Source organism: Streptomyces sp. NPDC008238, from assembly GCF_042956445.1.
Taxonomy (GTDB): domain Bacteria; phylum Actinomycetota; class Actinomycetes; order Streptomycetales; family Streptomycetaceae; genus Actinacidiphila.
The window spans coordinates 111828-133216 of sequence record NZ_JBIBGK010000007.1 but is presented as its reverse complement, the minus strand read 5'-3'; the positions used below and the strand labels follow the sequence as shown (position 1 = coordinate 133216).

The following is a 21389-nucleotide window of genomic DNA, read 5'->3' as shown; positions in this document are numbered from 1 at the left end:
CGCGTGACCGAGCACACCCCCAGTTCACTGATCCTGACCTTCTTCGGCGCCTACGGCCGGGCCGACGGCTGGGACGGGCGGATACCCGTCGCCGGGCTGATCCGGCTGATGGGCGCCGTCGACGTGGACCCGCAGTCGGTGCGCTCGGCGGTCTCCCGGCTCAAGCGCCGCGGCCTGCTGGAGCCCGACCGGGTCGGCGGCGCCGCCGGCTACGCGCTGTCCGAGGACGCCCGGCAACTGCTCGCCGACGGCGACCGGCGCATCTACGGTCACCCGGCCGGCGCAACGGAGGACCGGCAGTGGGTGCTCGCCGTCTTCTCCGTACCGGAGAGCGAGCGCAACAAGCGGCACCTGCTCCGCTCCCGCCTGGCCCGCCTGGGCTTCGGAACGGCCGCGCCGGGCGTGTGGATCGCGCCCGCCCGCCTCCACGAGGAGGCCGGGCACACCCTGCGCCGGCTCGGCCTGGAGGGCTACGTCGACCTCTTCACCGGCACCCACGACGGCTTCGAGCCGACCGCCGCGGCCGTGCGCCGCTGGTGGGACCTGGACGCCGTCGCCAAGCGCCACCTCGCCTTCCTCGACGCCCACGAGCCCGTGCTGCACGCCTGGGCGGCCCGCCGTACGACCCCGCCGCAGGAGGCCTTCGCCGACTACCTGCGCGCCCTCGACTCCTGGCGCCGGCTCCCCTACGCCGACCCGGGCCTGCCGCCCACCCTCCTCCCCTCCGGCTGGCCCGGCGGCCGCGCGGCGGCGGTCTTCGAGGGCCTGCACGCCCGGCTGCACGACGCGGGCGCGCAGTTCGCGCGCTCCGCCGACCCCGCGGCGTGACCGGCCTCCCCGGGTGATCGTTGGAAGGATGTACGCCCATGCCACCCGGCGGGGCATAACCTGACCACGTCGGAGCGGAACCATGACGATCGAGGAGGTACGCGAGATGGCACTGCCCGCGACCGAACGCTCGGGCTCCGGCGGCGACGCCGTGCTCGCCGCCTTCCTCGACCTCACGGTGCCCGAGGGGTACCGCGCCGAGCTGATCGAGGGGGAGATCGTCGTGACCCCGCCGCCCGACGGAGACCACGAGGACGCCGTCGGCGAACTGCTCTGGCAGATCGCCAGGAAGTCCGCCGCAGAGCTGTACGGCGTGGGCACCAAGGGGCTCATCACCCCGCTCGGCCGATTCGTCCCCGACGCCTCGGTGGCTCCCCGGGGTTTCTTCCGTGGTCTCGACTCGTGGGCAGACGCGGATGGCGTCGTCATGACCGTCGAGGTGACGTCCTCCCGCCCGGACAAGGACCGCGGCCCGAAACGGCGCGGCTACGCGGCTGCCGGCATCCCCTTCTACCTGCTGGTGGACCGCACCGAGGGCACCGTCACTCTGTACAGCGAGCCGGACGCCGAGGACTACCGGCAGGACGTGCGGGTGCTGTTCGGCAAGGAACTCGACCTCCCCGAACCGTTCGCGTTCGCCCTCGACACCTCCCTCTTCGCCTGACCCGCGCCCAAGGGCGCCTCACACGTCCAGCGTGAGCCGGGGCCGGGGTGCGTCGGTGCGGCCCGTGGGCGGGCGGCGGCTGCCGGCCTGGTACGGGAGCGGCCAGGGGGCGCCGGGGCCGGAGTAGCCCTGTTCCGCCGCGGCGTGGAGGGTCCAGTTGGGGTCGTAGAGGTGGGGCCGGGCGAGCGCGCACAGGTCGGCGCGGCCGGCGAGGATCAGGGAGTTGACGTCGTCCCAAGAGGAGATGGCGCCGACCGCGATGACGGGCACGCCGAGTTCGTTGCGGATCCGGTCGGCGTAGGGGGTCTGGTAGGAGCGGCCGAAGTCGGGGGCCTCGTCGGGGACCACCTGGCCGGTGGAGACGTCGATGGCGTCGGCGCCGTGGGCGGCGAAGGCCCTGGCGATCTCCACCGCGTCGTCCGCGGTCGTGCCGCCCTCGGCCCAGTCGGTGGCGGAGATGCGGACGGTCATCGGGCGGTCGTCGGGCCACACCTCGCGGACGGCGTCGAAGACCTCCAGCGGGAAGCGGAGCCGTCCGGCCAGGTCGCGGCCGTAGGCGTCGGTGCGCCGGTTGGTGAGCGGCGAGAGGAAGGACGACAGCAGGTAGCCGTGGGCGCAGTGCAGTTCCAGCAGGTCGAACCCGGCGCGGGCACCGCGCGCGGCGGAGGCGGCGAACTGCTCGCGGATCGCGGCGAGCCCGGCGGTGTCCAGGGTGTGCGGGACCTGGCTGACGTGGGGGTGGTACGGCAGCGGGGAGGGGGCGGCGAGCGGCCAGTTGCCCTCGGGGAGCGGCTGGTCGATGCCCTCCCACATCAGCCGGGTGGAGCCCTTGCGGCCGCTGTGGCCGAGCTGGAGGCCGATGGCGGCGCCGGGCCGGGCGTGCACGAAGTCGGCGACACGGCGCCAGGCGGCCTCGTGCCCGTCGTTCCACAGTCCCGCGCAGCCCGGGGTGATCCGGCCCTCCGGGCTGACGCAGACCATCTCGGTCATGACCAGGCCCGCGCCGCCGAGGGCGCGGGCGCCGAGGTGGACGAGGTGGAAGTCGCCGGGGGTGCCGTCGGTGGCGGAGTACATGTCCATCGGCGAGACGACGACCCGGTTGCGCAGCGTCAGGCCGCGCAGGGTGAAGGGGGTGAACATGGGCGGGGTGCCGGGACCGGTGCCGAACTCCCGCTCCACCGAGGCGGTGAAGTCCGCGTCGCGCAGCCGCAGGTTGTCGTGGGTGACCCGGCGGCTGCGGGTGAGCAGGTTGAAGGCGAACTGCCGGGGCGGCTGGGCGGCGTACTGCTCCAGGTGCTCGAACCACTCCAGGCTGGCCCGCGCGGCACGCTGCGTGCTGGCGACCACGGGCTTGCGCTCGGCCTCGTAGGCGGCGAGCGCCTCGGGCACGCCGGGCTGTTCGTGCAGGCAGGCGGCGAGGGCGAGGGCGTCCTCCATGGCGAGCTTGGTGCCGGAGCCGATGGAGAAGTGCGCGGTGTGCGCCGCGTCGCCGAGCAGCACGATGTTCCCGTGCCGCCAGCGCTCGTTGACGACGGTGGTGAAGGCGATCCACCGGGAGCGGTTGCCGCGCAGATTGTGGCCGTGCAGGGCGTCGGCGAAGATCTTCTCGCAGCGGGCGATCGACTCGGCCTCGTCCAGCCGGTCCAGGCCGGCGCGCCGCCAGACGTCCTCGTGCATCTCGACGATGAAGGTGCTCCCGTCCGGCCGGAACGGGTAGCCGTGGGCCTGCATCACGCCGTGTTCGGTCTCGGCGATCTCGAAGCGGAAGGCGTCCAGGGCGAGGTCGGTGGCGAGCCAGATGTAGCGGCAGCGGTGCCCGGTGAGGGTGGGCCGGAAGACGGCGGCGTGGGCGCCGCGGGTGGCGCTGCCCGCGCCGTCGGCGGCGACGACGAGGTCGTGGTCGCGGGCCAGCTGTTCGGCGGCCGGGGCGAGTTCGCGGGTGCGGACGCGCACGCCGAGGTCGCGGCAGCGGTCGTGGAGGATCGCCAGCAGCGTGCGCCGGTCCACCGCCGCGAAGCCGTGGCCGCCGGAGGTGACGGCGCGCCCGCGGTGGTGCACGTCGATGTCGTCCCAGCGGGTGAACTCCCGTTGCAGGGCCCGGAAGACGACCGGGTCGGCGTGCTCGATGCCGCCGAGCGTCTCGTCGGAGAGCACGACGCCGAAGCCGAAGGTGTCCTCGGGCGCGCCGCGCTCCCAGACGGTGACCTCGCGTTCCGGGTCGAGTCGCTTGAGCAGCGCGGCGGCGTAGAGCCCGCCGGGGCCGCCGCCGATGATGGCCACCCGCACGGCTACCGGCCCTTCCAGTTGGGGCTGCGCTTCCCGGTGAACGCCGCGTGGAACTCGGCGTAGTCCTCGCTGGTCATCAGGAGCGCCTGGGTCGCGGCGTCCATCTCCACGGCGGCGGCGAGCGGCATGTCGAGCTCCGCGGTGAGCAGCGCCTTGGTCTGTGCGTACGCCAGCGCGGGGCCCGCGGCCAGGCGTTTGGCGAGGGCGGCGGCGCTCGCGTCCGCCGTGCCGTCGTCGACGAGTTCGCTGACGAGGCCGATGCGGTCGGCCTCCTCGGCGCCCAGGGTGTCGCCGAGCATCAGCAGCCGGGTGGCGTGGCCGAGCCCGACGATGCGCGGCAGCAGGTAGGCGGCGCCCATGTCGGCGCCGGCGAGGCCGACCTTGGTGAAGAGGAAGGCGAAGCGGGCCGAGCGCTCGACGATCCGGAAGTCGGAGGCCAGCGCGATGACGGAGCCGGCGCCCGCCGCGACGCCGTGGACGGCGGCGACGACGGGGAAGGGGGCCTCGCGGATGGCACGGACGACCTGTCCGGTCATGCGTGTGAAGTCCAGGAGCTGACCGGCGCCCATGGCGAGGGTGGCGCCGATGATCTCGTCGACGTCCCCGCCGGAGCAGAAGCCGCGGCCCGCCCCGGCGAGCACCAGCACGCGGGTGTCGCCGTGGTGCGGCAGTTCGGTGAGCAGGTCGCGCAGATCGGCGTAGGCGCCGAAGGTGAGCGCGTTGAGCTTGTCGGGGCGGTCGAGGGTGACGGTGACGACGCCGTCCGCGCGCTCGACCCGCAGGTGCCGCCATTCCTCGGTACGGCCTGCGGAGCCTCGGTAGGGGCTCATGGGGCACGTCCTCCTTCACGGGGGAGGCAGGCTTGCCAACACCGCGAAGTTATCACTCCTTCGTGACCGCCGTCACGAGTGCGCGATACGCGCGGCGCCTCACGCGCCTCCCAGCGTGGCGACGAGCACGGCCTTGATGGTGTGCATCCGGTTCTCGGCCTGGTCGAAGACGATGGACCGCGCCGATTCGAAGACCTCGTCGGTGACCTCCAGCGAGGTCAGCCCGTGCCGTTCGTGGATCTCCCGGGCCAGGGTCGTGCCGAGGTCGTGGAAGGCGGGCAGGCAGTGCATGAACTTCGCGTCGGCGCGGCCGGTGGCCCGCAGCACGTCCGCGGTCACGGCGTACGGCTTCAGCATCGCGATGCGCTCGTCCCAGACCTCGGCGGGCTCGCCCATCGACACCCAGACGTCGGTGTGGACGAACCGCGCGCCCGCGACGCCCTCGGTGACGTCCTCGGTGAGGGTGACGCGGGCGCCGCTCGCCTCGGCCAGGCGCCGGGCCTCGGCGACGACGGAGTCGTCCGGCCACAGCCGCTCGGGGGCGACGATGCGTACGTCCATGCCGAGGAGGGCGCCGGTGACCAGCAGCGAGTTGCCCATGTTGGAGCGGGCGTCGCCGAGGTAGGCGTAGGCGGTCTCCTCCAGCGGGGCGGCGGAGTGCTCGGCCATGGTGAGCACGTCGGCGAGCATCTGGGTCGGGTGCCACTGGTCGGTGAGGCCGTTCCACACCGGCACCCCGGCGTGGGCGGCCAGTTCCTCGACGACCTCCTGGCCCGTTCCGCGGTACTCGATGCCGTCGAACATCCGGCCGAGCACCCGGGCGGTGTCCTTGACCGACTCCTTGTGGCCGAGCTGGGAGCCGGCCGGGTCCAGGTAGGTGGTGGAGGCGCCCTGGTCGGCCGCGGCGACCTCGAAGGCGCACCGGGTGCGGGTGGAGGTCTTGGCGAAGATCAGGGCGATGTTCCGGCCCGTGAGCCGCCGGACCTCGGCGCCCGCCTTCTTGGCCGCCTTCAGTTCGGCGGCCAGCTCCACCAGCCCGCGGAACTCCTCGGGGGCGAAGTCCAGCTCCTTGAGGAAGTGGCGGCCCGTGAGGTCGATGGCCATGGGGGCTCCTAGGTCGGGGTCGGCCGGGTGCCGAACATGAGTGCGCCGGGGCCATGGAAGTATATACGAATTGCCGCATCCTTATACAGCCCCAGCGACCCCTGGTCCCGGCCGTCCGTCCCCGTCCCGGCCCCCCTCCGTCCGCGCCCCCCGTCCGTCCGTCACACCGGGTCCCGCTCGATGGGGCAGCTCATGCAGCGCGGGCCGCCGCGGCCCCGCCCCAGCTCGCTCCCGGGGATCTCTATGACCTCGATGCCGCGCTTGCGCAGGAAGGTGTTGGTGGTGACGTTGCGCTCGTAGGCCAGCACGACGCCCGGCTCCAGGGCGAGGACGTTGCAGCCGTCGTCCCACTGCTCGCGCTCGGCGGAGTGGACGTCCTGCGTCGCGGTGAGCACGCGGATGTCGTCCAGGCCGAGGGCCGCGGCGATCGCCCGGTGCATGTGCTCCGGCGGGTGGTCGGTGACCTTGAGGTCACGCTCCCCCGCGCCGGGCTCGATGGTGTACGAGCGCAGCATCCCGAGGCCCGCGTACTTGGTGAAGGTGTCGCCGTCGACCATGGTCATCACGGTGTCCAGGTGCATGAAGGCACGGCGCTTGGGCATGTCCAGGGCCACGATCGTGGTCGCCGAGCCCGCGTTGAACAGCCGCTGGGCCAGCATCTCCACGGCCTGTGGGGTGGTGCGCTCGCTCATGCCGATGAGGACGGCGCCGTTGCCGATCACCAGGACGTCGCCGCCCTCGATGGTGGACGGGTAGGCCGCCTGTCCCTCGGACCACACGTGGAAGGAGCCGCCCGCGAAGAGCGGGTGGTGGCGGTAGATCGCCTCGTAGTGGATCGTCTCGTGCCAGCGGGCCGGCCAGCGCATCGCGTTGATGCTGACCCCGTCGTAGACCCAGGCCGAGGTGTCCCGGGTGAAGATGTGGTTGGGCAGCGGGTCGACCAGGAAGTCGTCCAGGTCCATCACGTGGAAGCGGACCGAGGTGGGCTCGGCGAACCGGCTAAGGAACTCCCGCTTGGTCATGCCGCCGACCAGCGCCTCGGTCAGCTCGGCCGCGGACAGCTCGTCGAAGGCGGCGCGCAGGTGGTCGGTGACCACCGGGCCGTACTCCTTCTCGTCGAACACCCGGTCCAGCACCATGCGCCGCGCCTCGGGCAGGTCCAGCGTCTCCCGCAGCAGGTCACCGAAGAGGTGCACGGCCACGCCCCGGTCGCGCAGCACGTCGGCGAAGCCGTCGTGCTCGGCACGCGCCCGGCGCACCCACAGGACGTCGTCGAAGAGCAGGGCGTCCTTGTTCGACGGCGTGAGCCTTTTCAGCTCCAGGTCGGGGCGGTGGAGGATGACGCGGTGCAGCCGCCCGGCCTCGGAGTCCACATGGAATGCCATGGAGCTAGACATTCCCACTTGGCAGGGGTTTACCGCCAGGGAGGGGCGGGCACCCGGGTGCCCGCCCCTCATCCGTCACAGGCGGGGGTCCACCGGCTCGGACTCCAGGGCCAGGACGGCGAAGACCGCCTCGTGGACGCGCCACAGGGGCTCGCCGCCGGCGAGCCGGTCCAGCGCCTCCAGGCCCAGCGCGTACTCGCGCAGCGCGAGGGAGCGCTTGTGGCCCAGGGCCCGGGAACGGAGCCTGACCAGCTGGTCCGGCCGGGTGTACTCGGGACCGTAGATGATCCGCAGGTACTCCCGGCCCCGGCACTTCACGCCGGGCTGGACCAGCCGGTTGCCGTCCTCGGTGCGCACCAGCGCCCCGAGCGGCTTGACGACCATGCCCTCGCCGCCGGCCTCCGTCATCTCCAGCCACCACCGCGTGCCGGCCGCCACCGACTCCTCGTCGCCGGTGTCGACCACCAGCCTGCGGGTCTCCTGGAGCAGCCCCGTCGGGTCGTTCGCCACCAGGCGGTCGATCAGCGCCAGCTGCTCGTCGTGCGGGAGCGCGGCGAGACTGCGGCCCTGGGCGGCAAGGATCTGGAAGGGCGCCAGACGCACTCCGTCCAGGCCCTCCGTCGTCCAGCAGTAGCGCCGGTAGGCCTCGGTGAAGGCGGCCGCGTCCGCGGACCGCCCGCGCTGCCGTTCCAGCAGGGCCGCCACGTCGGTGCCCCGCGCGACGGCGGACTCCAGGGCGGCGAGCGCACCGGGGAAGACCGCGCCGGAGGCGGCGCCCACCGCGGCGTACTGCTTGCGCAGCAGGCCGGAGGCCTTCAGCGACCAGGGCATCAGCTCGGCGTCGAGCAGCAGCCAGTCCGTGCCGAGCTCGTCCCACAGCCCGGCTGCGGTGACGGAGGCCCGCAGCCGCTCCAGGACCTGCTCGGTGACGGCCGGGTCGTCGAAGAACGGACGGCCCGTGCGGGTGTGCAGGGAGCCCGTCACGCCGCCGGTCACCCCGAAGCGCTCGCCGGCGGCCTCCGCGTCGCGGCACACCAGCGCCACGGCCCGGGAGCCCATGTGCTTCTCCTCGCAGAGCACCTGGCCGACGCCGTCCGCCCGGTAGGCGGCGAACGCCTCGTGCGGGTGCTCCAGGTAGCCCTCCAGCTGCGAGGTCGCGCACGGCGACATCGTCGGCGGCAGGTACATCAGCAGCCTCGGGTCGACCGCGAAGCGGCTCATCACCTCCAGCGCGGCGGCCGCGTTCTCCTCGCGGACGGCGACCCGGCCGTGGTGCGCGGTCTCCACGACACGGCGGCCGCTGACGTCGGCGAGGTCGAGCGGCCGCCCGTCGTGGCCGCCGGGGGCCTCGCTCGCCAGCGGCTTGGCCGGCTCGTACCAGACCCGCTCGGCGGGCACGTCGACGATCTCGCGCTCGGGCCAGCGCAGTGCCGTCAGCCGGCCGCCGAAGACGGCGCCGGTGTCCAGGCAGATCGTGTTGTTGATCCACGAGGTGCTCGGCACCGGCGTGTGGCCGTAGACGACGGCGGCGCGGCCGCGGTAGTCCTCGGCCCACGGGTAGCGCACGGGCAGGCCGAACTCGTCGGTCTCGCCGGTGGTGTCGCCGTACAGGGCGTGCGAGCGGACCCGGCCGGAGGTGCGGCCGTGGTACTTCTCGGGCAGGCCGGCGTGGCAGACGACCAGCTTGCCGCCGTCGAGCACGTAGTGGCTGACGAGTCCGCCGATGAACTCGCGCACCTGCTCCCGGAAGGCGGGGTCTTTCTCGTCCTCCTGCTCCAGCTGCTCGATGGTCTCGGCGAGGCCGTGGGTGTGCTGGACCTGCTTGCCCCTGAGCCAGCGGCCCAGCTTGTTCTCGTGGTTGCCGGGCACGCACAGGGCGTCGCCGGAGGCGACCATGGCCATGACGCGGCGCAGCACGCCGGGGCTGTCGGGGCCGCGGTCGACGAGGTCGCCGACGAAGACGGCGGTGCGGCCCTCGGGGTGCGCGCCGTCGACGTAGCCCAGCTTGCCGAGCAGGGTCTCCAGCTCGGAGCTGCAGCCGTGGATGTCGCCGATGATGTCGAACGGGCCGGTGAGCTCGCGCTTGTCGTTGTAGCGGCGCTCCAGCACGACCTCGGCCGCGTCGACCTCCTCGGCGCCGCGCAGGATGTGCACCTTGCGGAAGCCCTCGCGCTCCAGCTGCCGCAGCGAGCGGCGCAGCTCGCGCTGCTGGCGCTGCACGACGTGCCGGAGCAGGTGCGCCCGGTCGGGACGGGAGGCGTTCCGCTCGATGCAGACCTGCTCGGGGACGTCGAGGACGATCGCGATGGGCAGCACGTCGTGCTCGCGGGCGAGCCGCAGCAACTGGCGGCGGCTCTCCTGCTGCACGCTGGTGGCGTCGACGACGGTGAGCCGGCCGGCGGCGAGCCGCTTGCCCGCGATGTAGTGCAGCACGTCGAAGGCGTCACCGGTGGCGGCCTGGTCGTTCTCGTCGTCGCTGACGAGGCCGCGGCAGAAGTCCGAGGAGATCACCTCGGTGGGCTTGAAGTGGCGCCGGGCGAACGTCGACTTGCCGGAGCCGGTGGTGCCGACCAGGACGACGAGGGACAGGTCGGTCACCGGGAGGGTGCGCTTGCCGGTCATGCGGACGTGACCTCCTTCGCGGTCGTGGTGGTGGTCGTGGTGGTCGTGGTGGATGTCATGGCCGTGGCGGTCAGGGTGAAGACGGCCATCTGGGTGGGTGGGCCGACCTCGGGGTCGTCGGGGCCGACGGGGACGAAGCGGACGTCGTAGCCGTGGCGTCCGGCGACCTGCCCGGCCCACGAGCGGAACTCCTCGCGGGTCCACTCGAAGCGGTGGTCCGCGTGCCGCACGTGCCCGGCGGGCAGCGTCTCCCAGCGCACGTTGTACTCGACGTTCGGCGTGGTCACCACCACCGTCGCGGGGCGTGCCGAGCCGAAGACGGCGTACTCCAGGGCGGGCAGCCGGGGCAGGTCGAGGTGCTCGACGACCTCGCTGAGCACCGCGGCGTCCCAGCCCTTGAGCCGGGCGTCGGTGTACGTCAGGGAGCCCTGCACCAGCCGGACGCGGGAGGACTGCCGCTCGCCCATGCGGTCCAGCCGCAGCCGCCGCGCCGCCTCGCCCAGGGCCCGGGACGACACGTCGACGCCGAGGACCTCGGTGAAGCGGACGTCCTTGAGCAGGGCGCCGACCAGCTGGCCCTGTCCGCAGCCGAGGTCGAGGACCCGGTTGGCGCCGGCGCCGCGCAGCTCCGCCAGGATCGCCTCGCGGCGCTGCACCGCCAGCGGCAGCGGCTTCTCCTCGGTGTCCACCTCCTCGTCGACGGCGTTGTCCAGTTCCTCGGCCTCGCTGTCGTCGGCCTCGGCGAGCCGGGCCAGCTCCAGCCGCTCCATGGCCTGCCGGGTCAGCGACCAGCGGCGGGCCAGGTAACGGCTGGTGATCAGCCGCTGCTCCGGGTGGTCGGCGAGCCATCCGTCGCCCATGCGCAGCAGCTTGTCGACCTCGTCGGGCGAGACCCAGTAGTGCTTGGCGTCGTCCAGGACCGGGAGCAGCACGTACAGGTGCCGCAGGGCCGCGGACAGCCGCAGCTCGCCCTCGAGGGCCAGCCGCACGTAGCGCGAGTCGCCCCAGGCGGGGAACTGCTCGTCCAGCGCGACCGGTTCGGCCTCGACCGTCCAGCCCAGCGGCTCGAAGAGCCGGTGGACGAGCGCGGCGCCACCGCGCGCGGGCACGGCGGGGATCTCGATCCGCAGCGGCAGGGGCTGCGCCGCACGCTCGGGACGCGCGTCGCACGCGCCTCGCAGGGCACTGGCGAACACCGTGCGGAGGGCGACCGCCAGCAGCGAGGAGGCGGCGTACGGCCGGTCGTTGACGTACTGGCCGAGCGCCGAGTCGGGGGCTCCGCCCCGGCCCTTGCCCTTCCCGCGCCGGACCAGCGCCACCGGATCCACCTCCAGCAGCAGCGCTGCGGTGCACCGTTGCTCGGACGCCAGGGGGTAGAAGACGTGGGCGTCGCCGTAGGAGGTCGAGAAGACCTGGGCCTTGTCCGGATGCTTGTGCAGCAGGAAGCCGAGGTCCGTGGCGGGCACGCCGCCACTGCCGGTGGTCGTTATCGTCAGGAACACCGCCTGAGTATCGCCTGACCGCCACCGCCCCGAACAGCGGATTTCCCCGGCTCCGCGGCGAGCGAGCGGGCGAGGGCGGATATCTGCGCGGGACCGACCCGGCAGCATCCCCCGATGAGCCGGGCACCGGCCCGTTGCCACGCGGAGGCCAGGGCCGGGTCGAAGGCCGGACCGCCGCGCCACGCGCGGGCCCGTTCGTCCCAGGCCTCACCGCTGTTGGGGTAGACGACCACGGGCAGGTCCACGGTCGCCGCCGCCGTCTCCACGGCGCGGGCGGCGTCCGCCGGGTCGCAGCAGTTCACGCCGACGGCGATCACCGCCTCCGTGTCCGCCGCGATCCGGAAGGCCTCCTCCAGCGGCTGCCCGGCCCGGGTCCCTGCGCCCCCGACGGTGTAGCTCAGCCAGACCGGCACCCCGAGGCCCTCGACGATCCTCAGCATCGCCTCCGCCTCGTCGGTGTCCGGCACGGTCTCCAGCGCGAGGACGTCCGGGCCGGCCCCGGCCAGCGTCTCGATCCTGGGCCGGTGGAAGCGCTCCAGTTCCGCGACGCCCAGCCCGTAGCGGCCCCGGTACTCGCTGCCGTCCGCGAGCATCGCGCCGTACGGTCCGACGGAGGCCGCCACCCACACGTCGTCGCGGTCGCGGGCGGCGGAACGGGCGAGGGCGACGCTGCGCCGCAGCAGGGCGTTCGCCTCCTCCCCTCCGATGCCGCGCGCGGCGCAGCCCTCGTAGGTGGCCTGGTAGCTGGCGGTGATGAGCACCCGCGCGCCCGCGCGCAGGTAGGCGGTGTGGGCCGCCTCGATCTGCTCCGGCGCGTCGGCGAGCAGCCGTGCGGACCAGAGCGCGTCGCCCAGGTCGCAGCCCTGGTCGGCGAGCTGGTTGGACAGCCCGCCGTCGAGGACGACGGTGCCCTCGGCGAGGGCCTGTGCCAGGGGCCGGGCGGGTGCGGGCATCGCGGGTGCTCCTCGTGTGGTGTGCCGGGCTCAGCCGAGCTGCGACTGGACCTGGGAGGCGATCAGTTCCAGGTGCCCGAGGTCGCTCAGGTCCAGGATCTGCAGGTAGAAACGGGTGGCGCCGAGCTCGCCGTAGCGGCCGATCTTGTCGACGACCTCGGCGGGGGAACCCGCGAGGCCGTTGGCCTTGAGCTCGTCGACCTCACGGCCGATGGCCGCGGCCCTGCGGGCGACCTCGGCGTCGTCCTTGCCGACGCACGCGACGAGGGCGTTGGAGTAGACGATCTCGTCCTTGCCCCGGCCGTGCTCCTCGGCGGCCTCCCGCACACGGGCGAACTGCGTGGCGGTGTCCTCCAGCGAGCCGAACGGCAGGTTGAACTCGTCCGCGTAGCGGGCGGCGAGGCGCGGGGTACGCCTGGCTCCGCTGCCGCCGATGAGGACGGGGACCTTCGCCTGGGCGGGCTTGGGCAGGGCCGGGGAGTTCTCGACCGTGTAGTGCGTGCCCTTGAAGTCGAAGGTCTCCCCCACCGGGGTGCCCCACAGCCCGGTGACGATGGCGAGCTGCTCCTCGAACCTGGCGAACTTCTCCTTCGGGAAGGGGATGCCGTAGGCGGCGTGCTCCTCCGCGTACCACCCGGCGCCCAGGCCCAGCTCGACGCGGCCGCCCGACATCTGGTCCACCTGCGCGACCTGGATGGCGAGCACACCGGGCAGCCGGAAGGTGGCCGCCGTCATCAGGGTGCCGAGCCGGATCCGCTTGGTCTCGCGGGCGAGGCCGGCCAGGGTGATCCACGCGTCGGTCGGCCCCGGCACACCGTCGACGTCACCCATCTTGAGGTAGTGGTCGGAGCGGAAGAAGGCGTCAAACCCGAGCTCCTCGGTCGCCTTGGCGACGGAGAGCAGAGTGTCGTACGAGGCCCCCTGCTGGGGCTCGGTGAAGATTCGAAGATCCATGACTCCATCCTGCACCTCCCGGCTCCGGATCGACCGGCAAGCCGCCCTGTGTGGCCCCCTCGCGGACCCGGGGCGGCGGCAATCCGCCAACTCCGCTTCCGTTGCGTCGACTTGGTCCTCATGCGCCCTCCCGCTGCCGTGCCTCGACTGCGCGCAGGAGCACACCCACCCGGTCCTTGGACTCGTCGGCGGCGTCGACCGCCTCGATGCACTGCCAGTACTCCGTCTCGCTCTCGGCGGTGCAGGCCACCGAGACCAGGGCCATGCCCAGCTCCGACAGCAGTTCGCGCAGCTCACGCAAGGTCCCGGCCGGTTCGCGCACTCCGGTGAGCAGGGACGCGCGCAGCGGCCCGGCCGGCACCCCCGGAGGTCCCGTGGCGCCGCACGCCCTGCCGCCCGCCTCGCAGACGGAGAAGCCGGGTGTGCGCAGCTCGGGCGCCCCGTGGAGCGCCAGATGGCTGCCGATGGCCTCCGTCAGCGCCTGCACCTGCCAGGCCTCCGCCATCAGCTCACGTTCGGTCCCGCCGCCCCTCAGCGCCTCCCGTGTGGCCCGGATCAGCCGTACCGCGTCCATCACGACGCACCTCCACCCCGTCTTCGCCCCGTCGATCGTTCCTCACTCAGAGTGACCGATCGTGACGCGATGGGGAAGTGGCCGGTTCCCGCCTGTGGACAACGCGCTCACCCGTCCGTGTGAACCGGGTGCGGAGGCCTGCGCGACGACCCCCGGCCCACCGGCGTGCGGTGGGTCAGTCCCCGGCGCCCGGCAGCGGGAAGCGCAGTTCGTTGCGGTCGATCTTCGCGGACAGCGCCTCGAGCACGTCCACACCGAGCACTTCGCAGAACTGCAGCAGGTAGGCGAGCACGTCCGCCACCTCGTCCCGCACCCGGTGCGCGCTGTCGGGGTCCTCCATGACCCCGGCCGCCTGTTCGGGCGTGAGCCACTGGAAGATCTCCAGGAGCTCGGACGCCTCGACGCTCAGGGCCACGGCCAGGTTCTTGGGCGTGTGGTACGGCTCCCAGCGGCGTGCGGCCGCGAAGGCGGCCAGCCTGCGCTGCAGCGCGTGCAGATCCTCGGTCACACCCGCAGGTCTACCCCATCGCCGCCGCGTGCTGCGGCGGGGTCTGCCCGGCCGACGGGGCCCCGGGGGCCGGCGCCTCCGGGCCGGTGCCCTGCGCCGGCACCCGGTCCCGGTCGGCCGCGGCGCTCCCCAGGCGCAGCAGGGTCAGCCCCTCCGCGCCGTCGGCGACGGCGGAATCGTGCACCGTGCCGAGCAGCCTGATGTGGCCGCGCTCGGCGACCAGCGCGGCCAGCGCCAGCAACTGCCGCGACTGCGCCCGGTCCAGGCCGGTGTCGAGGCCGTCCGCGAGCACGGTGAGGACCTGCACGGCGTCCGGCACCTCCCCGCTGGTGTCCACCTCCAGCACCCCGGGACCGGTCAGCAGCACCAGCGCCAGCGCGAGGAAGCGCAACTCCCCGTCGCCGAGCCGGTCCACCGGCACCAGCCCCAGCGGCCCCCGGTCGACGGCCGCCACCACGGACTCCGCGTAGGCCCCCGTCCCCGGCTCTCCGGCGGGGATCACCGTCAGGCCCTCGACGGGCGGGCTGCACACCGCCCGCAGCGCACCGACCAGCGCCGCGTGCCGCGTACGGCACTCGCCCTGGGTGCGCCGCAGCACCGCCGAGAGGTTGTCGCAGCCGCCGCGCAGCAAGCCGTCCGCCACACGCGCCGGCTCCCGCATCGTGTGCGGCCGGGGGTCGACGGGGAACACCCCGCGCAGTGCGAGCACCACCTGCTCGGCGGCGGCGAGGACCAGCCGCTGCCCTTCCGTGGTGCCCGCCACGCGCAGCGGCAGCAGGGAGGTGGCCAGCCGGTCGTCGGGCAGCGGGGCCCGGGTCACCGGGACGAGCCCGGCCGTGTGCCAGGCCGCCTGGACCGTACGCCGTCCCGGGTCGCGCAGCGCGGTGGCGAGCAGGGTCTCCCCGCCGCCGGTCAACCGCTCGCCGACGATCCGCAGTTCCGGTTCGGTCTGCACGGCCACGTCGAGTACGACGGGACCGACCGCGCCGTCGACCGTGCAGCCGATGCGGAAGCCCCGGCGGCCCTCCGCGTCGGGCTTGGCCGCGTGGGGCACGCAGGCCGCCACTCCCCCGCGTACGCCCTCGAACGCCATGGACAGTTCCTCGCCGGCGGCCAGCCGGCCGAGCAGCCCCAGCCCCTCCAGGACACTGGACTTGCCGGTGCCGCTCGCCCCCGCCAGCAGGGTGAGCGGCCCGAGCGGGAAGCTCGCGCCGCGGTGCGACTTGAAGGCGGAGAGCCGCAGTTCGGTGACGACCGGCCGGTCACGCTTCGTGCTCATGGACGCGAACGTAGCGGCGGCGCGCGGTGCCGAACCGTTCCGCCGGGCCGGCGGTCCTCCGAAAGTGGGTAAGCCCGGCGAGGCGACGGTTAATGTGGCGGGGTGACCGGATACGTGGCGCTCCTGCGCGGGATCAACGTCGGGCCGACGACCATGCTCCCGATGCAGGACCTGCGCCGGCTGCTGGAGGAGATCGGCGGCACGTCCGTGCGCACCCATCTGCGCAGCGGCAACGCCCTGTTCGAACACGAGCAGGACGACCCCGGGAAGCTCGCGGAGGCGCTGGAGGCGGGGATCGCCGCCGCGTTCGACGGGCGGAAAGTGCCGTGCCTCGTCCGTGAGGCGGCCGGACTCGCGGGGGTCGTCGAACGCAACCCCTTCGACATGACGGGCGTCGACCCCGCGCGCTTCCTGGTCACCTTCCTGTCGGGGCCGGTCGAGCCCGACCGGATCGCCGGCCTGGACCCGGGCGGCTTCGCGCCCGACGAGTTCCGCCCGGGCGAGCGCGAGATCTACGTGCACTGCCCCGGCGGGGTGCAGAAGACCCGGCTCTCCCACGCGCTGTGGGAGAAGCACCTGGGGCTGACGGCCACCGCCCGCAACTGGAACACCGTGACCCGCCTGGCGGCGATGGCCGCGGAGTGACGGGGCGGGGCCGGCGTGCGCCCCGACACCACCGCTGCCCGGCGCCGCCGCGCCGGACTCAGCCCAGGCCCCAGCCCGTCCCGAGCCGGTACGCCGCGCACAGGTTGACGTCCAGCATGTAGGCGGCGGCCGTGCCGCACTGGGCCGCCCCGCTGCCCGGGTCGACGGGCTGGCCGTGGCCCATGCCCGTGATGCTGTACGTCTCGACGACCGCGGCGCCGGAGGCATCCCTGTACGTGCGGTGCGGGAAGCCCGCCACGGTGTCGGAGGCGTCGGCGGTCTGGTCGGTCCCGTGCACGTCCGTCCACTGCCGTACGAGGTCGTCCATGTTGACGGGCTTGACCGTGTAGTCGGCGGTGCCCTGGAAGACGGTCAGCCGCGGCCACGGGCCCGTGTACCCGGGGAAGGCGGCGGCGACCCGGTCGCCCCACTGCCCGGGCGTCTGGGTCGCGCCGACGTACATGCACACGTACGGCGAGCCCGCCGCCTGCGCGCAGCCGTACGGCAGGCCGGCGACCACGCCGCCCGCGGCGTAGACGTCGGGGTAGGCCGCCATCATCACCGCGGTCATGGCGCCGCCCGCGGAGAGCCCGGTGACGTACACCCGCGACGGATCGGCGCCGGTGTCGGCGACCTGGCGGGCGGTCATCTGCCGGATGGAGGCGGCCTCGCCCTGGCCGCGCGCGATGTCGCCGGTCTGGAACCAGTTGAAGCACTGGCTGAGGTTGTTGGCCGCGGTCTGCCCGGGCAGCACCACGGAGAAGCCCCAGCGGTCCGCCAGCGCGGTCCAGCCGCTCTGGGTGCCGTATCCCTGGGCGTTCTGGGTGCAGCCGTGGAGGGCGACGACGACGGGCCTGCCCTGCGGCAGCCCGGCGGGGACGTAGCGGTACATCCGCAGCGCGCCCGGGTTGCCGCCGAAGCCGGTCACCTCCTCGATCGTCCCGGCGGCGTGGGCGGGTCGGACGGGGACGAGCGCGGCGAGGAGCGCCACGAGGACGGCGAGCAGGGCGGCACGCGGGCGGCCCCGTTGGAGTGCGGCTCTGAGTGAGGTCATGCGCCGGACGGTAGGAGCGCCGCGACGCCCGCGACATGGCCCGGGGCACCACAACGCGGAGGCCGCGCGTGGTGCCCCGGACCGCTCAGCCGCGCCGGTACCCGGGCTGCACCGGGGGTTCGCCGCGGACCTCCCGGTAGTGGTCGAGGGCGTGCTCCAGGACGCCCTCGCCGCCGGTCAGGGCGGGCAGACGGCGGCCGGGGGTAACCGAATCACCCCGGCCGGCGGCGCCGGCACGGCTCAGGGGACGAGCACCATGCGGAAGCGCGCGGCGCCGGACATCATGCGGGCGAAGGCCTCGTTGACCTCCTCCAGCGGCACCGTCTCGGTCATCGGGCGGATCCCGGCGAGCGCGCTGAAGTCCATGGTGTGCTCGACGTCGCGCGAGGTCCCCGACGGGTGGCCGACGACGGTGCGGGAGGTCAGGATCAGCTGCGCCGGCGTGATCGGCATGGGATCGGGGGCGATGCCGACCACGATCAGTTCGCCCCGGGTCTGGAGCCCCTCGACGCCCGCCGCCATGGCCTGCGAATTGGAGGCGGTGGCGAGCACGACCTTGGCCCCGCCGAGTGCCTGCAGCTCCTTGACGATGTCGCTCGCCGAGCTGTCGATGTAGTGGTGGGCGCCGAGTTTCCGTGCCAGCTCCCGCTTGTCCGCGCCGCGCGCGATGGCGACCGTCTCGTAGCCGGACTTGGCCGCGTACTGCACCGCCAGGTGCCCGAGACCGCCGATGCCGATCACCGCGACGAGGTCACCGGGCCGGGCGGAGCTCTTCCTGAGGGCGTTGTACGTGGTGACGCCCGCGCAGCCGAGCGGAGCGGCGTCGACCGCGGTCAGCGCGTCGGGGACGTGGGCCAGCGCGTTGACGGGGGCGACCATGTGGGTGGCGTAGCCGCCCTCGTACGCCCAGCCGGGCACCTGGAGGTTCCGGCAGTCGACGAAGTCGCCCTCGCGGCAGGGCCGGCAGTGCCCGCAGTGACCGCCGAACCAGCCGACCTCCACGCGGTCGCCCACCGTCCAGTGCCGCACGCCCTCGCCGAGGGCGTCGATGCGTCCGGCGACCTCGTGGCCGACCACCAGGGGGAAGGTGATGTGGGGGAAGGCGTTGTGCACGAAGCCGGCGTCGCTGTGGCAGACGCCCGAGGCCTCCACCGCGATGCGGACGTGGCCGGGCGCGGGCTCCGGCAGCTCGCGCTCGACGATCTCGAATTCTCCGCCCGGTTCGAAGACCTGGGCCACGCGCATGGAGTCCATTGCCCGTCCGCTGTGTGAGGGGTTGCGGCGCGTAGCGCCCTTCCCACCCATCGTGACCCCGGGGCGGGGTTTTCTCGCGCCGGACACCGGTCGCCGGGCCGGTCGTCGGGGGGCGTAGGCTGCGCCCAGCCGACCGAGGGACGATCATGAAACTGCCCGCCGACCTGCTCGACCTCCTGCACCGCCCGAGCCTGTGCTTCCTGGCGACCGCCATGCCGGACGGCTCGCCGCAACTGACCCAGACGTGGGTCGACACCGACGGCGAGCACGTGCTCGTCAACAGCGTGCGCGGCCACGTGAAGACGCGGAACATCGCACGGGACCCGCGGGTGGCCGTCGCCGTCTCCGATCCGGAGGACCCTTCCCGCTACTTCCAGGTCCGCGGGCGGGTGCGCGAGGTGGTCACGGAGGGCGCGGAGGACCACATCGAGAAGCTCGCGCACAAGTACACCGGCGCGCCCTACCCCTGGTACGGCGGCCGTGACCAGGTTCGTGTGCTGTTCGTGATCGAGGCCGAGAGCATCAGCGGCACGGCCTGACCCGCACCGCGGGCGGGCCGCGGACGCCTGGCCCGTTCAGCCCGCCGCGCCGGGCACGCGTTCGATGACCGCGGCCAGGTCGGTCCCCGCGGGGAGGGTGCCGAAGGCCAGGCCCCGGTCGCCGGCCAGGCGGGAGGCGCAGAAGGCGTCCGCGACGGCGGGCGGCGCGTAACGGACGAGCAGCGAGCCCTGCAGGACCAGCGCCAGGCGCTCGACCAGGCGGCGGGCGCGCAGCGGGGCGTCCTCGGTGAGCACCAGCTCGCCGCGTACCCGGCGCCAGGCGTCGTCCAGGCGGGCGTCGCCGCCCGCGGCGGCCTCCACTTCGGCGCGGAAGGCCTCCAGCGATTCCGGCTCACGGGCGAGGGCGCGCAGCACGTCCAGGGCGTTGACGTTGCCGGAGCCCTCCCAGATGCCGTTCAGGGGAGCCTCGCGGTAGAGCCGGGGCATGCCGGACGCCTCGTCGTAGCCGTTGCCGCCCAGGCACTCCAGGGCCTCCGCGACGGCGGCGGGCTGCCGCTTGCACACCCAGTACTTGCCGACGGCGGTGGCCAGGCGCAGGAACGCCCGCTCCCGTTCATCCCCGCCCCGGGCCCGGTCGGCGGCTCCGGCGACGCGCAGCGCGAGGGTGGTGGCGGCCTCGGACTCCAGGGCGAGGTCGGCGATGACGTTGCGCATCAGGGGCTGGTCGATCAGCCGCGCCCCGGACACCGAGCGGTGCCGGACGTGGTGGCCCGCCTGGGCGAGTGCGGCGCGGGTGCCGGAGGCGGAGCCGAGGATGCAGTCCAGCCGGGTCATGGTGACCATCTCGATGATGGTCCGCACCCCCTGGCCCTCGGCACCGACCAGCCAGGCCACGGTGTCGTCGAACTCCGGCTCGCTGCTGGCGTTGCTGCGGTTGCCGAGCTTGTCCTTCAGCCGCTGGATGCGGAAGGTGTTGCGGCTGCCGTCCGGCAGGACCCGGGGCACCAGGAAGCAGGACAGCCCCGCGGGGGCCTGGGCCAGCACGAGGAACAGGTCGTTCATGGGCGCGCTGGTGAACCACTTGTGCCCGCGCAGCCGCCAGGTGCCGTCCGGCCGCTCGGTGGCGGTGGTGGTGTTGGCCCGCACATCGGTGCCGCCCTGCTTCTCGGTCATCCCCATGCCGGCGAGCAGCCCGCGCTTGCCGGCGGGCGCGCGCAGCCCCGGGTCGTAGACGCGGCTGGTGAGCAGCGGCTCGTAGACCGCCGCCAGGCCGGGTGCGGCGCGCAGCGCCGGGACGACGGCGTAGGTCATGGACACCGGGCAGCCGTGGCCGGCCTCCGCGGTGCTCCACACCATGAAGCCGGCCGCACGGGCCACGTGCGCGCCGGGCCGGTCGTCGGCCCAGGGCGCCCCGGCGAGGCCCTCGGTGAGGGCGACCTCCATGAGCGCGTGGTAGGAGGGGTGGAAGTCCACCTCGTCGACGCGGTTGCCGTACCGGTCGTGGGTGCGCAGCACCGGCTCGTAGCGGTTGGCCTCCTCCGCCCAGCGCTGCACCTGCTCGGAACCGGCCAGCCGGCCCAGGCGGTGCAGGTCGTCGGCGTACCATCCGGCGCCCTCGCGGCGCAGGCCCTCCAGCAGCACGGCGTCTTCGGCGACGTCGTGGCCGACCAGCGGCGGGGCCTGGTTGGTCACCTCGTGCGTGCGACCGGCGGGGTCGCTGCGGGGCGCGGCATCTGCGATCGCGGTCATGGCGTCGGGCCCTTCGTTATCGTGGGGATGCGGACGGCGGGCGCGGCGCCCGCGCAGCGCAGGGACACCGCCACCAGCTCGGTGACGAGGTGGTCGGCGGCGACGTCGTCGGCGGGGACGGACAGCGGGTCCACCAGGACCTCGCCGATGGCCCCGGTCAGCGCGGCCGCGGTCACCTCGGGGTCCTGGGCGGGCAGCAGTCCGGCGGCGATCCCCTCGCGGACCACCTCGGCGAACACGGCACGGTAGCGGCGCCGGAAGTCCAGCCGCTCCGCGCCGACCGCGGGTTCCGCGGGGGCCGCGAGCAGGGCGTGGGCCAGCCCCCGGTTCTCCATCGCGCGACGGGCGAAGACGGTGACGCCCAGGGTCAGCCGCCGCACCGGGTCGCCGCCGGCGTCGCGCAGCACCTCCCCGAGCACCTCGACCTCACGGCCCGAGGCCCGGCGGAACACCTCGACCGCGAGCGCGCCCTTGGAGGGGAAGTGCTGGTACACGGTGCCCACCGACATGCCGGCCGCGGCCGCCACCGCCGTGACGGACGCGTTCGCCCAGCCCACCTCGGCGACGACGGCCGTGGCCCGCGCCACCAGGTGCTCCCTGGCGGCGGCCAGGCGGTCCTGCACCGCAGGCGTCTTCCGGTAGGCCATGCCAACAAGTGAAGCACCGTTCAGAGCTTCAGGCCAGCCCTTGCCCGCCCC

At 73.9% G+C, this 21389-nt stretch carries 19 protein-coding genes; 4 read left to right on the top strand and 15 right to left on the bottom strand.

Annotated features, from left to right (window positions below):
- Positions 1-3 precede the first annotated feature (3 nt).
- A complete protein-coding gene (locus ACFZAU_RS17870) occupies positions 4-828 on the top strand; it encodes a PaaX family transcriptional regulator (RefSeq protein ID WP_500552912.1) in 825 nt (274 codons plus the stop codon).
- Between the two features lie 82 nt (positions 829-910).
- Complete coding sequence (locus ACFZAU_RS17865; RefSeq protein ID WP_500552911.1) at positions 911-1492, top strand: Uma2 family endonuclease; 582 nt, start codon at positions 911-913, stop codon at positions 1490-1492.
- Between the two features lie 18 nt (positions 1493-1510).
- On the opposite strand, the gene ACFZAU_RS17860 is transcribed toward ACFZAU_RS17865, so the two are convergent.
- From ACFZAU_RS17860 to ACFZAU_RS17810, 11 genes are all read right to left on the bottom strand, one after another.
- Positions 1511-3778, bottom strand: coding sequence for a bifunctional salicylyl-CoA 5-hydroxylase/oxidoreductase (locus tag ACFZAU_RS17860; protein ID WP_500552910.1), 2268 nt, complete (start codon positions 3776-3778; stop codon positions 1511-1513).
- Positions 3779-3780: 2 nt separating this feature from the next.
- Entirely contained in the window at positions 3781-4608 is an 828-nt protein-coding gene (locus ACFZAU_RS17855) for an enoyl-CoA hydratase family protein (protein ID WP_500552909.1), read from the bottom strand.
- A gap of 99 nt (positions 4609-4707) precedes the next feature.
- Positions 4708-5712 carry an ornithine carbamoyltransferase gene (gene argF, locus ACFZAU_RS17850; protein WP_500552908.1) on the bottom strand — a complete coding sequence of 335 codons (1005 nt, stop codon included), beginning with the start codon at positions 5710-5712 and terminating at the stop codon, positions 4708-4710.
- Between the two features lie 161 nt (positions 5713-5873).
- Positions 5874-7097 (bottom strand): arginine deiminase, encoded by a 1224-nt coding sequence (locus ACFZAU_RS17845; protein WP_500552907.1) that lies wholly within the window; start codon positions 7095-7097, stop codon positions 5874-5876.
- 75 nt (positions 7098-7172) lie between these two features.
- Positions 7173-9719, bottom strand: coding sequence for a polynucleotide kinase-phosphatase (locus ACFZAU_RS17840; protein WP_500552906.1), 2547 nt, complete (start codon positions 9717-9719; stop codon positions 7173-7175).
- Positions 9716-11221, bottom strand: coding sequence for a 3' terminal RNA ribose 2'-O-methyltransferase Hen1 (locus ACFZAU_RS17835; RefSeq protein WP_500552905.1), 1506 nt, complete (start codon positions 11219-11221; stop codon positions 9716-9718). Before ACFZAU_RS17835 ends, ACFZAU_RS17840 begins: the two co-directional genes overlap by 4 nt.
- On the bottom strand, positions 11212-12174 hold the full coding sequence (gene mmuM, locus ACFZAU_RS17830) for a homocysteine S-methyltransferase (protein WP_500552904.1): 963 nt from the start codon (positions 12172-12174) through the stop codon (positions 11212-11214). Before mmuM ends, ACFZAU_RS17835 begins: the two co-directional genes overlap by 10 nt.
- A 30-nt stretch (positions 12175-12204) precedes the next feature.
- The gene (locus ACFZAU_RS17825; RefSeq protein ID WP_500460244.1) at positions 12205-13128 is read right to left on the bottom strand and encodes an LLM class F420-dependent oxidoreductase; all 924 of its coding nucleotides are present in this window, start codon (positions 13126-13128) and stop codon (positions 12205-12207) included.
- Between the two features lie 118 nt (positions 13129-13246).
- The gene (locus tag ACFZAU_RS17820; RefSeq protein WP_500552903.1) at positions 13247-13702 is read right to left on the bottom strand and encodes a DUF6099 family protein; all 456 of its coding nucleotides are present in this window, start codon (positions 13700-13702) and stop codon (positions 13247-13249) included.
- Between the two features lie 175 nt (positions 13703-13877).
- Positions 13878-14210: a nucleotide pyrophosphohydrolase gene (locus tag ACFZAU_RS17815; RefSeq protein WP_018563257.1), complete on the bottom strand. Its 333-nt coding sequence runs from the start codon at positions 14208-14210 to the stop codon at positions 13878-13880.
- A gap of 10 nt (positions 14211-14220) precedes the next feature.
- On the bottom strand, positions 14221-15489 hold the full coding sequence (locus ACFZAU_RS17810) for an AAA family ATPase (protein ID WP_500552902.1): 1269 nt from the start codon (positions 15487-15489) through the stop codon (positions 14221-14223).
- A gap of 102 nt (positions 15490-15591) precedes the next feature.
- Here ACFZAU_RS17810 and ACFZAU_RS17805 point away from each other — a divergent pair, with 102 nt between their 5' ends.
- Entirely contained in the window at positions 15592-16134 is a 543-nt protein-coding gene (locus tag ACFZAU_RS17805) for a DUF1697 domain-containing protein (RefSeq protein WP_500552901.1), read from the top strand.
- A gap of 58 nt (positions 16135-16192) precedes the next feature.
- Here ACFZAU_RS17805 and ACFZAU_RS17800 read toward each other — a convergent pair whose 3' ends face one another.
- The gene (locus tag ACFZAU_RS17800) at positions 16193-17188 is read right to left on the bottom strand and encodes an extracellular catalytic domain type 1 short-chain-length polyhydroxyalkanoate depolymerase (protein ID WP_500552900.1); all 996 of its coding nucleotides are present in this window, start codon (positions 17186-17188) and stop codon (positions 16193-16195) included.
- Positions 17189-17428: 240 nt separating this feature from the next.
- Positions 17429-18442 carry an alcohol dehydrogenase gene (locus tag ACFZAU_RS17795; RefSeq protein ID WP_500552899.1) on the bottom strand — a complete coding sequence of 338 codons (1014 nt, stop codon included), beginning with the start codon at positions 18440-18442 and terminating at the stop codon, positions 17429-17431.
- A 146-nt stretch (positions 18443-18588) separates the two neighbouring features.
- Between ACFZAU_RS17795 and ACFZAU_RS17790 the strand changes: the two genes are divergently transcribed.
- Positions 18589-18981 carry a PPOX class F420-dependent oxidoreductase gene (locus tag ACFZAU_RS17790; protein ID WP_500552897.1) on the top strand — a complete coding sequence of 131 codons (393 nt, stop codon included), beginning with the start codon at positions 18589-18591 and terminating at the stop codon, positions 18979-18981.
- A gap of 36 nt (positions 18982-19017) precedes the next feature.
- Here the strand turns inward: ACFZAU_RS17790 and ACFZAU_RS17785 are convergent, their stop codons facing one another.
- Both ACFZAU_RS17785 and ACFZAU_RS17780 read right to left on the bottom strand, forming a co-directional pair.
- Complete coding sequence (locus ACFZAU_RS17785; RefSeq protein WP_500552896.1) at positions 19018-20691, bottom strand: acyl-CoA dehydrogenase family protein; 1674 nt, start codon at positions 20689-20691, stop codon at positions 19018-19020.
- Positions 20688-21338, bottom strand: a complete 651-nt coding sequence (locus ACFZAU_RS17780; protein ID WP_500552895.1) for a TetR/AcrR family transcriptional regulator — start codon at positions 21336-21338, stop codon at positions 20688-20690. The genes ACFZAU_RS17785 and ACFZAU_RS17780 overlap by 4 nt, the downstream gene beginning before the upstream one ends.
- Positions 21339-21389 lie beyond the last annotated feature (51 nt).